This is a genomic window from Cryobacterium sp. TMT2-10, assembly GCF_004403075.1.
GTDB lineage: Bacteria > Actinomycetota > Actinomycetes > Actinomycetales > Microbacteriaceae > Cryobacterium > Cryobacterium shii.
On sequence record NZ_SOGW01000028.1, the window covers coordinates 41,245 to 55,846 of the forward strand.

Annotated in this window: 12 protein-coding genes; 6 read left to right on the forward strand and 6 right to left on the reverse strand. The window is 67.3% G+C overall.

Annotated elements, in window-relative coordinates:
* Nucleotides 1–148: 148 nt before the first annotated feature.
* Together E3T37_RS02970 and E3T37_RS02975 are read right to left on the reverse strand one after the other, a co-directional pair.
* Nucleotides 149–1,147, reverse strand: a complete 999-nt coding sequence (locus E3T37_RS02970) for a hypothetical protein (RefSeq protein ID WP_134365353.1) — start codon at nucleotides 1,145–1,147, stop codon at nucleotides 149–151.
* Nucleotides 1,148–1,468: 321 nt separating this feature from the next.
* Nucleotides 1,469–2,899, reverse strand: coding sequence for a CCA tRNA nucleotidyltransferase (locus E3T37_RS02975; protein WP_134365354.1), 1,431 nt, complete (start codon nucleotides 2,897–2,899; stop codon nucleotides 1,469–1,471).
* A gap of 80 nt (nucleotides 2,900–2,979) precedes the next feature.
* Between E3T37_RS02975 and E3T37_RS16685 the strand changes: the two genes are divergently transcribed.
* From E3T37_RS16685 to E3T37_RS03005, 6 genes are all read left to right on the forward strand, one after another.
* Nucleotides 2,980–5,286, forward strand: coding sequence for a DUF6049 family protein (locus E3T37_RS16685; protein WP_166787148.1), 2,307 nt, complete (start codon nucleotides 2,980–2,982; stop codon nucleotides 5,284–5,286).
* Nucleotides 5,279–6,898 (forward strand): murein biosynthesis integral membrane protein MurJ, encoded by a 1,620-nt coding sequence (gene murJ, locus E3T37_RS02985; RefSeq protein ID WP_241994532.1) that lies wholly within the window; start codon nucleotides 5,279–5,281, stop codon nucleotides 6,896–6,898. Before E3T37_RS16685 ends, murJ begins: the two co-directional genes overlap by 8 nt.
* A gap of 130 nt (nucleotides 6,899–7,028) precedes the next feature.
* Nucleotides 7,029–8,003 carry a thioredoxin-disulfide reductase gene (trxB, locus tag E3T37_RS02990; RefSeq protein ID WP_134365356.1) on the forward strand — a complete coding sequence of 325 codons (975 nt, stop codon included), beginning with the start codon at nucleotides 7,029–7,031 and terminating at the stop codon, nucleotides 8,001–8,003.
* An 11-nt stretch (nucleotides 8,004–8,014) separates the two neighbouring features.
* Entirely contained in the window at nucleotides 8,015–8,338 is a 324-nt protein-coding gene (gene trxA, locus E3T37_RS02995; RefSeq protein ID WP_134365357.1) for a thioredoxin, read from the forward strand.
* A 121-nt stretch (nucleotides 8,339–8,459) separates the two neighbouring features.
* Nucleotides 8,460–9,779 (forward strand): PLP-dependent aminotransferase family protein, encoded by a 1,320-nt coding sequence (locus E3T37_RS03000; RefSeq protein ID WP_134365358.1) that lies wholly within the window; start codon nucleotides 8,460–8,462, stop codon nucleotides 9,777–9,779.
* 41 nt (nucleotides 9,780–9,820) lie between these two features.
* A complete protein-coding gene (locus E3T37_RS03005; RefSeq protein ID WP_134365359.1) occupies nucleotides 9,821–10,777 on the forward strand; it encodes an ATP-grasp domain-containing protein in 957 nt (318 codons plus the stop codon).
* A 677-nt stretch (nucleotides 10,778–11,454) separates the two neighbouring features.
* On the opposite strand, the gene E3T37_RS03010 is transcribed toward E3T37_RS03005, so the two are convergent.
* The 4 genes from E3T37_RS03010 to E3T37_RS03025 form a co-directional block, all read right to left on the reverse strand.
* Complete coding sequence (locus E3T37_RS03010; RefSeq protein WP_134365360.1) at nucleotides 11,455–12,405, reverse strand: ParB/RepB/Spo0J family partition protein; 951 nt, start codon at nucleotides 12,403–12,405, stop codon at nucleotides 11,455–11,457.
* Complete coding sequence (locus E3T37_RS03015; RefSeq protein WP_134365361.1) at nucleotides 12,405–13,343, reverse strand: ParA family protein; 939 nt, start codon at nucleotides 13,341–13,343, stop codon at nucleotides 12,405–12,407. The genes E3T37_RS03010 and E3T37_RS03015 overlap by 1 nt, the downstream gene beginning before the upstream one ends.
* 98 nt (nucleotides 13,344–13,441) lie before the next feature.
* Nucleotides 13,442–14,071: a 16S rRNA (guanine(527)-N(7))-methyltransferase RsmG gene (rsmG, locus tag E3T37_RS03020; protein WP_134365362.1), complete on the reverse strand. Its 630-nt coding sequence runs from the start codon at nucleotides 14,069–14,071 to the stop codon at nucleotides 13,442–13,444.
* 14 nt (nucleotides 14,072–14,085) lie between these two features.
* Nucleotides 14,086–14,601, reverse strand: coding sequence for a R3H domain-containing nucleic acid-binding protein (locus E3T37_RS03025; RefSeq protein ID WP_134365363.1), 516 nt, complete (start codon nucleotides 14,599–14,601; stop codon nucleotides 14,086–14,088).
* Nucleotide 14,602 lies beyond the last annotated feature (1 nt).

The following is a 14,602-nucleotide window of genomic DNA, read 5'->3' on the forward strand; positions in this document are numbered from 1 at the left end:
GCCGCGGCGATCCGCCAGCGCTCCGGCGCGGCGCCCTCCGCGCCGACGCTCATCGTTCCGGGAGAGTCGCCGAGTTCGACGTTTCCGGACGAGGTCGCCACGTGCGCCGGTCGAACTCGACCGGAAGTGCCGAACTCGGTGCGGCGGCTCATCGTTCCGGCCTCAGCCCGGCACCGATCAGAACCGCGCGGAGCCGAACAGGACTCACCGCGACATCCCACAGCCAGCGCACCATTCCTCGATCCGGCCCTCCAGCCGGCGCGCGCAGGCGGTCCTCTCGCACCTTCTCGTCCCACACGACCTCTTGGATTGTGCGGCCGGCCATGTACTGGTCGCGTGTGTACTTGACCTTCCCGTCGAACTCGCCCAGGAGAGTCACTCGGCGAACATTGTGTCGGGCGTGCCACCTGAAATCCACTTTGTCTTCCCCTCCGGCCGGCCGAAGGTAAGCCACCTGCAGCTCCGGCGCGGGCAGCCCGGCCAGGTAGATGTTCGCGCGGCTCACCGATTCTCCGGCGGAACCGGATTGCCCGTCCGCGAACGCGGCAGCCAGGCGTGCGCCGCGGCAGCCGCGCACCGCACCCAGCCGGGTGACCGCCTCCTGGAATTCAGCGTGGGTGATGTCCTGCTCGCGAGAGCCACTCGGCAGCACGAACGGCGTCCGGAGGCCGGCGTCCAGGGCGACGACGGCGGCTGCGAATCGTTCGGTTCGCGCAAGATCGACCATCGTGCGTAATCGGCTCGTCACGAGGAAGCCGTTGATCTCGACGACCTCGTCATCGTCGATGCGGTCGTAGTGCCAGACGACACCATTGCGCGCATGGCGATGAGCATCGCCGCCGCACATCAGGTGAACCTCGGCGGGCCACCGGCCCAGCACGGGAAGGCCCCAGATCCGGGCGGCCGACAGGTGCGAGAGAACCGGCCGGGAACGGCGTGTCAGGACGACCGCCTGAATGCGAAGCAGATACCGGGCGTCGTCGTCCGCGGCGGCCCACACCGGAGACGACACATAGATGCCCCGGAGGAGCCTCTCCTGCTCACCCGCCGTGACCCCCCGCCGCAGGGCTCGGCCGTCGTGACCGATCAGCTCCTGGTCGCTGGTGCGCCGGAGGTCAGTTCGATAGGGAAAATCGCGATTATCCACGCCCCCGATGCTGGCCGAGCCGCGCGGCGCCCGGCCGGCAATGCGGCGGACGGTGAACGAACCCAGGTCGGCACATCCTGTGGAGGGGAAGACGGATGCGCCGAGCTCGCCAGTTGCGGTCGAGTTCGCCCGGCACACCTGCCGACGTCGACCGGAAGTGGCGACCTCGACGCGAGCGGAGCCGGGTCGACTCGGGCCGCGTCGACCCGGGGCCGGTCGCGCCCGGCCAGTCCGGCAAATCCGGCAAGCCCGGCAATCCGGCAAGTCCGGCAAGTCCGGCAAGTCCGGCAAGTCCGGCCAGTCTGGCCAGTCTGGCCAGGCCTACCGGGCCCGAGCGGCCCACCAGGCGGTCAGGCGGCGGGTGGCCTCTTCCTCGCCGAGGGGTCCGTCGTCCAGCCGCTGCTCCAGCAGGAAGCGGTAGGCCTCGCCCACCTCACGGCCCGGCGAAACGCCGAGGATCGCCATGATCTGCTGTCCGTCGAGATCGGGGCGCACGGCCGCCATCTCTTCCTGCTCGGCGAGTTCCTTGATGCGCTGTTCCAGGTCGTCGTAAGCGAAGCCGAGCCGGTCGGCCTTGCGACGGTTGCGGGTGGTCACGTCCGCCCGGGTCAGGATGTGCAGTCGTTCCAGCTGGTCGCCGGCATCCCTCACGTAGCGGCGCACGGCGGAATCGGTCCAGGCGCCCTCGGTGTAGCCGAAGAATCGCAGGTGGAGTTCGATCAGGCGGGCCACCGCCGAAATGGTGTCGTTGTCGAACCGCAGGGCGCGCAGGCGCTTCTTCGCCAGCTTCGCCCCGACCAGGTCGTGGTGGTAGAAACTGACCACGCCGCCCGGCTCGAGCTTGCGCGTGGCCGGTTTGCCGGTGTCGTGCATGAGCGCCGCGAGCCGCACGATCAGGTCCGGCCCGTTGAAACTGGCGCGGGACTTCTCGTAGCCGATGGCCTGGTCCAGCACGGTGAGGGTGTGCTGGTAGACATCCTTGTGGTGATGGTGCTCGTCGATCTCGAGCCGCAGTGCCGGAATCTCCGGCAGCACCCGGCCGAACAGGCCGGTGTCCACCAGGAGTTCGATTCCGACCCGCGGGCTGTCCGACTTCAGCAGCTTCGACAGCTCGTCACACACACGCTCGGCCGAGATGTTCAGGATGCGGTCCGCCATCGCTTCCATCGCGACCCTGGTGTCCGCGTCGAGGCTGAATCCCAGCTGCGCGGTGAACCGGGCGGCCCGCATCATCCGCAGCGGATCGTCGCCGAAGGACCGCTCCGGCGAAATCGGGGTGCGCAGAATTCCGGCCAGAAGATCAGCGATGCCGTTCGCCGGGTCGACCAGGGCCAGTTCCGGCAATCGGAGGGCGAGGGCGTTGACCGTGAAGTCGCGGCGCAGCAGGTCGTCCTCGAGGCTGAGGCCGAAGACGACCTCCGGTTTGCGGGTCTGGCCGTCGTAGCTGTCGGCCCGGTAGGTGGTGATCTCCACGGTCTCACCGGCGACCAGGGCGCCGATCGTGCCGAACGCGCGGCCGATGTCCCAGTGGGCGTCGGAGATGGGCTTGACCACCTTGAGGATCTCGTCCGGGGTGGCATCCGTCGTGAAATCGAGGTCGTGGATCGGCCGGTCGAGGAACGCGTCGCGCACCGGGCCGCCGACGAGGGCGAGTTCATGGCCGGCCGCGGAAAACGCGTTCGCCAGTCGGGAAACGGTGGGGCTGGCAGCCAGGTCGCCCAGCCGCGTGAGGGCTGTCGCGACGCTCTGCATGCCCCCCATGTTAGTTGCCGGCGGCGGTCCGGACGTGCCCGCGCAGTGTTATCCCACCTGGCACGCCGTAGAATCCCCTTATGGTGGCCGACTCAGTTCCTGCGCGCCGGCCCGCTCACCCCGACGCCGTCCGCGGCCTCCGGCGGCGAGTGCGAGCCTCTGCCGGAGTCGTCCTGATCGGGCTGCTCGCCGGCGTGCTCCCGGTGGCTTCGGCCGCTCTCCTGCCCGCCTTTCCCGTGCTGGCCGGCCTCACGACTGGAGCGCACGCTGCCGGATCCCCTGCATCGCCGGCCGCCACCTCGGCCGATTCGGTGGCGATCTCCGTGACGCCGACGACGCTGGCACCGCTGAAAATGGGCCAGGACCTGGCCGTGACCGTGACGATCACGAATCCGACCGTCGATCCGATCGCTCCGGGCACCCTCGACGTCTATCTGGCCGAACGCGCCCTCATCACCCGCGGCGCCCTGGAGAAGTGGCTCCATCCCGAGAAATCGACGAGGCCGGGTGACCTGCTGATGAGCGAGGCCATGAAGGTCTCGATCCAGCCCGACAGCACCGAGGTCCTGACCCTGACCGTGCCCGCAGACTCCGTGGGTCTCACCACTGGCAATGCGTGGGGTGCCCGCGGAATCGCCGTCACCCTCTCCACGGAGGGAACAACGCGGGCGCAGGGCCGCGGCACGTTCGTCTGGTATTCCGATGAAGAGGTCACCCCGGTCAACCTTTCGGTGGTCATGCCGATCACCGTTCCGGAACAGTCGACGGGCCTGATCACCGCCAAGGCGCTGGAGAGCTTCACCGGCCCGACGGGCGTACTGACCCGACAGCTGGACGGCGTGATCGGCCGACCGGTCACGCTCGCCATCGACCCGATGATCATCGCCTCCATTCGCATCCTCGGCACGTCCGCGCCGCCCAGCGCAACCGCGTGGCTGAACCGGCTGGCACTGGCGAGAAACGATATATTCCCGTTGAGCTATGCAGATACCGACATTGCGCTGCAGGCCCAGGCGGGCGGCGACACCCTGCTGGCACCGACATCCTTCGACCAGGCCATCGACCCGACCCTGTTCACCCAGCCGCCGACGCCGGCCCAGACGACCCCGGCGGACCAGACGCCGCAGAATCAGGCACCGGCCACGGCACCGGCACAGACGCCACCGGCGTCCCCGGCCGACGGCACGCCGCCGACCACGGAAGAATTGCTGGCGTGGGAATATACCGCTACGGACATAGCGTGGCCGGCGGAGGGAGTGGTCGCGGACGCCGACCTGGGCACCTTCACCGCGAACGGCCTCACCACGACCATCCTGACCGGTTCCAACGTCTCCCATCAGGCCACCGACCTCACCCCGAACAGCGTTGTCGCACTGGGTGCCGGGCGGGGCGTGGGGCTCGTATCCGACGGTCCCGTCTCCGACTCGCTCCGGCGGGCCGCCCTGGCGACCACGGACGAAGCCTGGAGCGTCGCGATGGCCGAGGTCAGTTCGCAGCTCGCCGTCGTTTCGGCGGAACAGCCCGGCACGGCCCGCACGCTCGTGGCCACGTTCGGCCGGGGCTGGCCGCCCACCTCCGCCCGGCTCAGCCAAACCCTCGACGCTCTGACGGTCCTCCTCTGGCACTCGCCGGCCTCCCTGCAGGACGCCCGCAGCGCGGCGGCCGCGGATGACGTTACCTTCGACAGCCAGGCCGAGCCCGACGACCGCGTGAACCTGGCCCGCCGGCTCCTGGAGCGAGAAAGCGACGTAACCGCGTTCTCCTCCGCCCTGTCCGACCCCGGGGCCGTCACGGGCGGCCACCGCCTGGACCTGATGGCCCTGCTCGCCACGTCGTGGGCGTCGCACCGGGCCAGCTGGCTGGACGCGTCGACCACGAGCCTGCTGGCATCCTCCGATTTGCTCAGCTCGATCACGGTCTCCACCAAGGGCCCGATCAACGTGGTCGGCAGCAAGGTGGACATTCCGGTCACCCTGGACAACGCCCTCGACCAGGCGGTGACCGTGCGCGTGCAGGTCGTCCCCTCCAACGGCCGGCTCCTGGTCGAAGACGACGTCGAGTCAACGATCGAGGCCGAGTCGGCCCGCACCGTCACGATTCCCGTGACGGCCGCGGTCGGCAACGGTTCCGTGACCCTGCGCGTGACCCTGTTCACCCCCGCCGGAAGCATGATCGACCAGCCGCACCTCATCCCGATCAACGTGCGCGCCGACTGGGAGGGCCTCGGCTCGCTCCTGTTCGCCGCGCTCGTGGTGCTGTTCTTCGGCTTCGGGGTCTGGCGCAACATCGTGCGCCGCCGGCGCGAGCTGATCGAACCCGATGTCGAGGTCGACCCTGCGGCCATCCGCGGCGCCGCCTCCGAGCCCACGACGGAGCCCCGTGCCTAAAACCGACAGCATCGGCCGGGCCAGCGCGTTCCTCGCCTCCGGGACCATCGTCTCCCGCATCCTCGGCTTCGTGAAGCTGATCGTGCTCGCCGGGGTGATCGGCCAGGTCGGCCAGAGCACGAACGCGTTCGCCGTGGCGAACCAGTTGCCGAACACCGTCTACGTCATCGTCGCCGGCGGGGTGCTGACGGCCGTGCTGGTGCCGCAGATCGTGCGGGCCAGCCTGCACGCCGACGGCGGCACGGCCTACATCAACAAGCTCCTCACTCTGGCCCTGGCCATCCTCGCCGCCACGACCATCGCAGCCACCGCGCTCGCCCCCATGCTGACCGTGCTCTACGGGTCGAACATGAAGCCGGAATCGCTGGCCCTCGCCACGGCCTTCGCGTTCTGGTGCCTGCCGCAGATCTTCTTCTACGGCCTGTACACGGTCCTGGGCGAGGTTCTCAACGCCCGTAAGTCGTTCGGCCCGTTCACCTGGGTGCCCGTGCTCAACAATGTCGTGGCCATCGCGGGCCTGCTCGTCTTCTCGGCCCTCTATGGAGCCGACCCGAACGGCGCCCGGCTCGCCACCGGGTTCACGTCCGCGATGATCGCCGTCCTGGCCGGGACTGCCACGCTGGGCGTCGTGCTGCAGGCCGTCGTTTTGTTCTACTTCTGGCACCGCATCGGCCTGCGCTTCCGCCCCGACTTCCGCTTCCGCGGCGTCGGTCTCGGCGTGGCCGGCCGGATGGCCAGCTGGACCTTCGGGATGCTGCTGCTGACCACCCTGGCCGGAATCGTCGAGACCCGGGTGGTCACGCTCGCCGGCGACACCGACGCGTCGGTCGCCGCGCTCAACACGGCCTGGCTCATCTTCATGCTCCCGCATTCGGTGATCACCGTGTCGGTCGCCACCGCCTACTTCACTCGGATGAGCGAGCACGCCTCGGTGGGGAAGCTGGCTCTGGTGAGAACGGATGCCTCCTCCGCCATCCGGGGGACCACCCTGATCATCATGCTCGCCTCTGCCGTCATCGCCGTCTGCGCCTACCCGTTCGCCCGCGTCTTCGTGGCCCCGTACGGCCAGGTGCTGAGCATCGGCAACGTGATCATCGCCTACGTGCTCGGCCTGGTGGCATTCTGCGTCCTGTTCGTCATCCAGCGCACGTTCTACGCCCTCGGCGACACCCGCACCCCGTTCTTCTTCACCCTGTTCCAGGTGACCCTGGTCATCATCGGCGTCCTCGCCTGCGCACTCCTGCCCAGCGCCTGGATCGCGGCCGGCGTCGCCCTTACGGTCACCGTGTCGGGCATCGCGCAGGCCGGGCTGGCCGCGTGGCTGCTGCGGGGACGGCTGGGCGGCATCGACGGTCGGCGCATTCTGCGCAGCCTCGCCACGTACTCCGTGGCCACCGTGCCCGCGATCCTGGCCGGGGTCGCTCTCCTGCAGGTACTCGGCGGCACCCGGGAAGCCGGATTCGCGCTGTCGGGGAAGATCCAGGCGGTCCTGGCCATGGGCGTCATCGGCCTGGGCATGTCGGCGGTCTACTTCGGCCTGCTGCTGCTCATGCGCAGCAGTGAGCTGCGCGGATTCCTCGACCCGGTGCTCGATCGCATCCGTCGCCGCTGACCGGTTCTCGGCCCGCGCGCCGGCGCCTGACCCGCACTCAGCCGGCTCGGAATATCATCGGATTAGGATGTGTTGTACCCGGCAGCGAGCAATCCAGATCGCTTCCCCCGCAACTTGAAGGAGTCTACGCGTGCGTCAGATCATCATCATCGGCTCTGGCCCGGCCGGATTCACCGCCGCGATCTATGCCGCACGCGCCAACCTCAAGCCGCTGCTGATCGCCAGTTCGGTCGAGGCCGGGGGTGAGCTGATGAACACGACCGAGGTCGAGAACTTCCCCGGTTTCCCGGCGGGCGTCCAGGGCCCCGAACTCATGGCCAAGATGCAGGAGCAGGCCGAGCGCTTCGGAACAGAGGTCGTCTACGACGATGTGACCGAACTCGAACTCACCGGCACCACCAAGACCGTGACCCTCGGCAGCGGCGAGAAGCATGAGGCTCTCGCCGTGATCTTCGCCACCGGTTCCGCGTACCGCAAGCTGGGCCTCGACGACGAAGAGCGCCTCTCCGGCCGCGGTGTGTCCTGGTGCGCCACCTGCGACGGCTTCTTCTTCAAGGAGAAGACCATCGCCGTCATCGGCGGCGGTGACTCCGCCATGGAAGAGGCCACCTTCCTCACCCGGTTCGCGAGCAAGGTCTACGTAGTGCACCGCAAGGACACCCTTCGGGCCTCCAAGATCATGCAGGAGCGCGCGTTCAGCAACCCCAAGATCGAATTCGTCTGGAATTCCGAAGTGGCCGGCATCACGGGCACGGATGCCGTCGACGGCCTGGTCCTGCGCAACACGATCTCCGGAGAGGAAAGCCCGCTCCCCGTCGGCGGCATCTTCGTCGCCATCGGCAACGACCCGCGCACCCACCTCGTGCACAACCAGCTCGACCTGACCCCTGAGGGCACCATCGCCGTCGCCGGCCGCACCTCGAAGACCAGCCAGACCGGCATCTTCGCGGCCGGGGACGTCATCGACCCGACCTATCGCCAGGCCGTTACGGCCGCCGCATCCGGCACCGTGGCCGCCCTCGACGCGGAACACTATCTTGCTTCCCTGCCCGCGGACCTGCTGGCCAGCGCCGGCGAGACCGTCCTCACCACGTCCACGAACTAAGGAGAAACCACATGTCTGCACGCGCCGTCACCGACGTCACCTTCGACCAGGAAGTCATCAACAACTCGAAGACCGTTCTGGTCGACTTCTGGGCGGAATGGTGCGGCCCGTGTCGCGCCGTCAGCCCGATCCTCGACCAGATCGCCAGCGAGAACGCTGACAAGCTCGACATCGTCAAGCTGAACGTCGACGACTTCCCCGCCCTGGCTGCCAAGTACCAGATCACCTCCATCCCCGCGATGAAGGTGTTCCAGAAGGGCGAGGTCGTCCAGACCGTCATCGGCGCCAAGCCCAAGGTCGCACTCGAGAAGGACCTGGCCGCGTACCTCGCGTAACAGCAACACTCTCGTCTCCCTGAGGCGCAATGCCCGCCCGGCTCACGCCGGGCGGGCATTTTTTGTGATTCCGCCCGGGCCATACCCCATACGATTGAAACCTCACCAGATCGGAAGTGACGTGCCAGGACAGCGCTCCCCCCAGACCGGTAACAATCTCGACCCGTGGTACCACCACTACGCCGATCGAGCCGCCGGGCTGCGCGCCTCCGAGGTCAGGGCGCTGTTCGCCGTGGCCTCCCGCCCCGAGGTCGTCTCGCTCGCCGGAGGCATGCCGTTCGTCGCCGCCCTGCCGCAGGAACTCGTGATCAACGCCATGGACAGCGTCATGCGACAGCAGGGTCCGGTTGCCCTGCAATATGGCTCTGGTCAGGGAGTTCCCGTGCTGAGAGAGCAGATCCTTGAGGTCATGGCGCTGGAAGGCATCCGTGCCCACGCCGACGACGTCGTCGTGACGACCGGTTCCCAGCACGCCCTGGAACTGGTCAGCAAGCTCTTCCTCGACCCGGGAGACGTCGTGCTGTCCGAGGGCCCCAGCTACGTCACCGCCATGGTCATCTTCAAGTCGTACCAGGCCGAGGTCGACCATGTGCCGATGGACGAGCACGGACTCATCCCCGAGGCCCTCCGCCAGCACATCGTGCGGCTGAAGGCGGCCGGCAAGACCATCAAGTTCCTCTATACGATCCCGAACTTCCACAATCCGGCCGGAGTGACCCTGAGCTGGGAACGCCGGGTGGAGATTCTCGAGATCGCCCGCCAGAACGACATCCTCGTGCTGGAGGACAACCCCTACGGGCTGCTGTACTTCGACCAGCCGGCACCGGATGCCATGCGCTCGCTCGAGCAGGAGGGCGTCGTCTATCTCGGCACGTTCTCCAAGACGCTCGCGCCCGGTTTCCGGGTGGGGTGGGCGCTGGCCCCGCACGCCATCCGGGAGAAGCTGGTGCTCGCCAACGAGGCCGCTGTGCTCTCGCCCAGCTCCTTCAGCCAGCTGGTCATCTCCGAGTACCTGGCCACGGCGGACTGGAAGGGCCAGATCAACACCTTCCGCGGGGTCTACCACGAACGCAAGAACGCCCTGCTGGGCGCTCTGGAGGAGTATCTGCCGGAGCTGACCTGGACCAACCCCAACGGCGGCTTCTACGTCTGGGTCACGCTGCCGGGAGGGCTCGACTCCAAGGCGATGCTGCCGCGCGCCGTCAAGGAACTCGTCGCCTACACGCCCGGAACCGCGTTCTTCGCCGACGGAGACGGACGCCAGAACATGCGTCTGTCGTTCTGCTATCCGACCCCGGGAAATATCCGGATCGGCGTGCGCCGCCTCGCCACCGTGATCAGGGACGAGCTCGACCTGCTCGAGACCTTCGCCGGCACGGGCTCGCTGGACCCCTTGCGCGAGAGCGCTCGATTCGGCTCACCGCCGCCCGAGACCGCCTAATTCTTCGACTTTCCCAGCTAGAGCAAGGAAAATACCTGATCATGAGCGATTTTTTGCCACTTGACATTGTTGTTCTCGCCGGTGGGATCTCCCACGAACGGGATGTGTCACTGCGGTCAGGGCGCCGGGTTTCCGATGCCCTGACCAGTCTGGGACACACCGTCTCGGTGCTGGACCCCCAGGCCGGGATGCTCGCCGAACTCACCCGGCGGAACCCCGATGTCATCTGGCCCGTCGTGCACGGTGCCACCGGCGAGGACGGCGCGCTTCTGGCCCTCCTGGAAACCACCGGCATCCCTCACGTCGGCTCCCAGGGCGGCCCGGCCCGCCTCGCCTGGTCGAAGCCGATTGCGAAGGAGCTTGTCCGCCGGGCCGGGTTCGCCACTCCGGATTCCATCGCCCTCTCCACCGACACCTTCCGCGACCTCGGCGCGGCGAGCGTGCTCGAGCACCTCCTGACCGCACTGCCGATCCCGCTGGTGGTCAAGCCCTCAGAGGGCGGATCCGCCCAGGGCGTCACGATCGTCGAGTCCGCAGCCGGCCTGCCGCGCGCCATGGTGGACGCGTACACCTACGCCACCGTGGCCCTGGTCGAAGAGCGGATCACCGGAACGGAACTCGCCGTCACCGTGATCGACCGCGGCCACGGTCCCGTGGCCCTGCCGGCCGTGGAGATCGTGCCCATCGACGGCGTGTACTCCTTCGAGGCCCGCTACAACGCGGGGGAGACCCTGTTCTACACTCCAGCCCGGATCCACCAGGAAATCGCCGACCGCGCCGCCGAAACCGCGGTCGCGATCCACCAACTGCTCGGCCTGCGCCACATCTCGCGGATCGACCTGATCGTCGACCCGGACGGCGTGCTCTGGTTCCTGGAAGCGAATGTGCTCCCCGGCCTGACCGAGACGTCCCTCTCGCCGCTGAGTATCGAAGCGACCGGCGAATCGCTCGGCGCCGTCTACGAGGCCCTCGCCCGGGCGGCGATCGCCGGGTCCTGACCGCGGCGACGCCGCCGAGCTCAATCGGACCGCGCGGTCCGCTGCAGTGTTTCACGTGAAACATGAGTTGCCAACCGTCTGGTCACGCCCGCCAGCTGATTCGCCTCCATTTCGACCTCCTCTGGCCCTCCTAAAGACCGTTCTGTTATCCCCAGCCGTCCCTTAGCATGCCTCCTGGTGACGCGAAAATGGTCAGAAAGACACCCCGGGTCTGGCGACCCAGGGCTTCGCGAAGAATAGTGACGCACTGTTGGGTCCCGCTCCTTCGATCAACGGAGACGGACCTGGCGCGGAGAGGGGTTCACTACGGACCCGTGGCACGTCCAAAACGCCCTGGTGGCCACCGCACCTCCCTGAACAAGGGACCGCTCAAGGACTACTCACTCTGATCACCGGCGCCCGCGCCGGGCCTGCTGCTGTCGGTGACGCTGTCGCTGATGTGACAGAGTCCCCACAGTTTCGCCACGGACAAGTCGGGCCGCGGCCATATGCAGAGCAACCGCGCCGGGGGTTTCACGTGAAACATTCCAGTCGGCCAGTTGCTCGCCCGTGGCCGAAGCGCCTCCGGCCAGGACACCGTGCACCTTGGACAACGGTGTACCCGCACCGAGCTGGACACTCTCGTATTACCGTGCCAAATGTTTCACGTGAAACATGTTCCCGCCGGGGGGGGTGGGCTAGCTGGTTCCGAAGCCGGGTTCCCCCAGAACACCGAGGATGCGGTTAAGGTCGCCAATTGTAGCGAAATCGATTGTGATCTGGCCTTTTCGAACACCGAGATGAATCTTTACCCGGGTGTCCAGGCGATCTCCGAGGTGTTCGGCGATTTCGTCCAGGTGTCCCTGCCGCCGCCCGGCGGCCGGCCTCACCGGTGCCAGCCGAGGCAGGGAGGTGGCAGCGGCCTCCGCGGCGCGAACGGAGAGGTCCTCGTTCACAATCTTGTCGGCCAGCTGGAGCATGCCCGCCAGGTCGCCGACGGAGAGGATCGCACGGGCGTGACCGGCCGTCAGGACCCCGGCCGCGACGCGCAGCTGCACGGGTTCGGGCAGTTTGAGCAGACGAATGGTGTTGGTGATCTGAGGGCGCGACCGGCCGATCTTCGACGCGAGTTCGTCCTGGGTGATGCCGAAATCCGCGAGCAGCTGCTGGTAGGCCGAGGCCTCTTCGAGCGGATTGAGCTGCGCCCGGTGCAGGTTCTCCAGCAGGGCGTCGCGCAGCATGTCGACATCCGCGGTCTCACGGATGACGGCGGGGATGGTAGCGAGGCCGGCCTCTTTGGTGGCGCGGAGGCGGCGTTCGCCCATGACCAGCTCGAACTTGCCCGGCATCTCAGCGATCGGGCGCACCACGATGGGTTGCAGCACACCGACTTCCTTGATGCTGTGTACGAGTTCGGCGAGGTCTGTCTCGTCGAAGACGCTGCGGGGCTGGTGCGCATTGGGCACAATGTCGCCCGGATCCAGGTGAGCGAGGCGCGCACCGGGGACCGGAACCAGCTCCACGTTCGCCACCGGCCGGAGTTCTTCCGAGTAGGGGAAGAACACGTCGACGGGACGGGCCTGCGTCGGGTCATCGTGGATGGGAATCAACGCGCCGATGCCACGTCCGAGGCCTGTTCTTTTCGCCATTACTGAACTTCTCCTGTTTTCGGGGCGCCCCGGCGGGCGATTTCTGCTGCTGCTTCGAGGTAGGAGAGCGATCCTGCTGAGTTGAGGTCGTAGCTGATGACACTCTGACCATAGCTGGGGGCCTCAGAAACGCGTACAGAACGCGGAATGAGGGTGCTGAGCACCTGTTCCGGGAAGTGATCGCGCACATCCTGCGCCACCTGGTTCGCTAGATTGGTGCGGCTGTCGTACATCGTCAGCAGAATCGTCGACACGGACAGGTCGGGGTTCAGGTGTTTCTCGATCAGCTCGATGTTCTTGAGCAGCTGGCTGAGACCCTCGAGTGCGTAGTACTCGCACTGGATCGGGATCAGGACCTCGCGGGCGGCGACGAATGCATTGATGGTGAGCAGGCCGAGCGACGGGGGACAGTCGATGAAGACGTAGTCGTAGGGGTCGGCCATCGACTTCAGGTGCCGCGCCAGCGCCCGGCTGAGCCTCTGCTCCCGCGCAACCAGGGAAACCAGCTCGATTTCGGCGCCGGCCAGGTGGATCGTGGCCGGGACGCAGTACAGGTTGCCGAATTCCGGACTGCTCTGAACGACCCCGGCCATCTCCACGTCATTGACGATCACGTCGTAGACACTCGGGGTGTCGGCGCGGTGTTCCACACCCAGAGCAGTCGAGGCGTTTCCCTGTGGGTCCAGGTCGATCACCAGCACACGTGCACCCTGCCGTGCCAACGCCGCGGCCAGGTTCACCGCCGTCGTCGTCTTGCCGACGCCGCCCTTTTGGTTGGAGATCGTGATGACCCGGGTGCTGTCCGGCTTCGGCAGACGTTCCGAAGCGATCAACTGCCGGCGGCGGGTCAGATCCGAGATCTCCCGGGCCAGGGGAGTGGTGTCGTCGTACCCTGCGGCGGTCTTGCTGACTTGCTGGGATTCGCCAGGATGTTTCACGTGAAACCTTTGCGTTCGACGATTGATGAGCCATCCGACGGGCGACCCGGTTGTGTCTCACCACTGAAAAACGCAGACAAGACGCAGACACCGGGGACCTAATCCACTGTAGCCCTTATGACCCTCGTCACGTCCTGCAGCACGCCCTCGCCGAGCGTGATTACCTCAACATTGCTGAGACGGTACTTGCGAACAGCCTTCGCGGCGGACTCCACCTCGGCGGTGGCGCCCGCACCCTTCATCAGGACCAGCTCACCACCGGACCGCAGCAAGGGGGCGGTCAGCGGGATCAGCGTGCGGAAGGCGCTCACCGCGCGGGCGGTCACCTGGTCCAGAGGGCGGGAGAGTCGCACCTCCTCTGCGCGGGCCCGAACGACGCTCGTGTTCGAAAGCCCGAGCGCGGCGACCTGGGAGTTCAGCCATGCCACCCGGCGCTCCATCGGTTCGATCAGAACGAAGGTCACGTCCGGTCGCGCGATCGCGAGAACCAGACCGGGCAGCCCGGCGCCGGACCCGACATCGCCGACCAGGCCCGGTCGAAGCAGGGGAGCGACAATGGCGCAGTTGAGGATGTGGCGGCTCCAGAGCCGCGGCAACTCGAGCGGCCCGATCAGGCCCAGCTCTTCGCCCTGAGCCGCCAGGTTCTCCACGAACGCTCGCGCCACCTCGATCCGGTCCCCGAACAGGACGGCCGCCGCGGCGGGCTCGACCTCAAGTGCGTCAGTCAATGTTTCACGTGAAACTAGGAAGCGGAGATGACCGTGTGGCGGTCCCGGCCCTCGCCGCTGGACTCGGACACATAGCCCGCCAGGGAGACCAGGTCGTGCACGAGCTTGCGTTCGTACGAGGACATGGGCGGCAGGGCGGCCTCGGAGGCACCGGCTTCGATGCGCTCCACCGCGCGGGCCACCAGAGACGCGAGTTCCGCCTGGCGGGCGTCGCGCGATCCACCGATGTCGAGGATCAACCGGGAGAAGGAACCGGTCTTGTTCTGCACGGCGAGCCGGGTCAGCTCCTGAAGAGCATTGACCGTGTCCGGCTTGGACAGCAACCGGAGGTTCGCCACGTCCGCGGAGTTGACGGACAGGTAGGCCCGACCGTTGCGCGCGTCGATGTCGATGTCCCCGTCGAGGTCGCAGATGTCGAGGAATTCCTCGATGTAGTCGGCGGCGATATCCCCCTCCTGCTCGAGCTGGTCGAGGCTGGGGGAGTCGTCTGCCGGGGCATCCGCGGCGATCACATCTGAGTTCTCAGTCACG

Coding starts and splice junctions, on each gene's coding strand:
- E3T37_RS02975 (WP_134365354.1), bottom strand. CDS start 2,899: ATGCAGAGCGTCGCGACAGCCCTCACGCGGCTGGGCGACCTGGCTGCC.
- E3T37_RS16685 (WP_166787148.1), top strand. CDS start 2,980: ATGGTGGCCGACTCAGTTCCTGCGCGCCGGCCCGCTCACCCCGACGCC.
- trxA (WP_134365357.1), top strand. CDS start 8,015: ATGTCTGCACGCGCCGTCACCGACGTCACCTTCGACCAGGAAGTCATC.
- E3T37_RS03005 (WP_134365359.1), top strand. CDS start 9,821: ATGAGCGATTTTTTGCCACTTGACATTGTTGTTCTCGCCGGTGGGATC.
- E3T37_RS03010 (WP_134365360.1), bottom strand. CDS start 12,405: ATGGCGAAAAGAACAGGCCTCGGACGTGGCATCGGCGCGTTGATTCCC.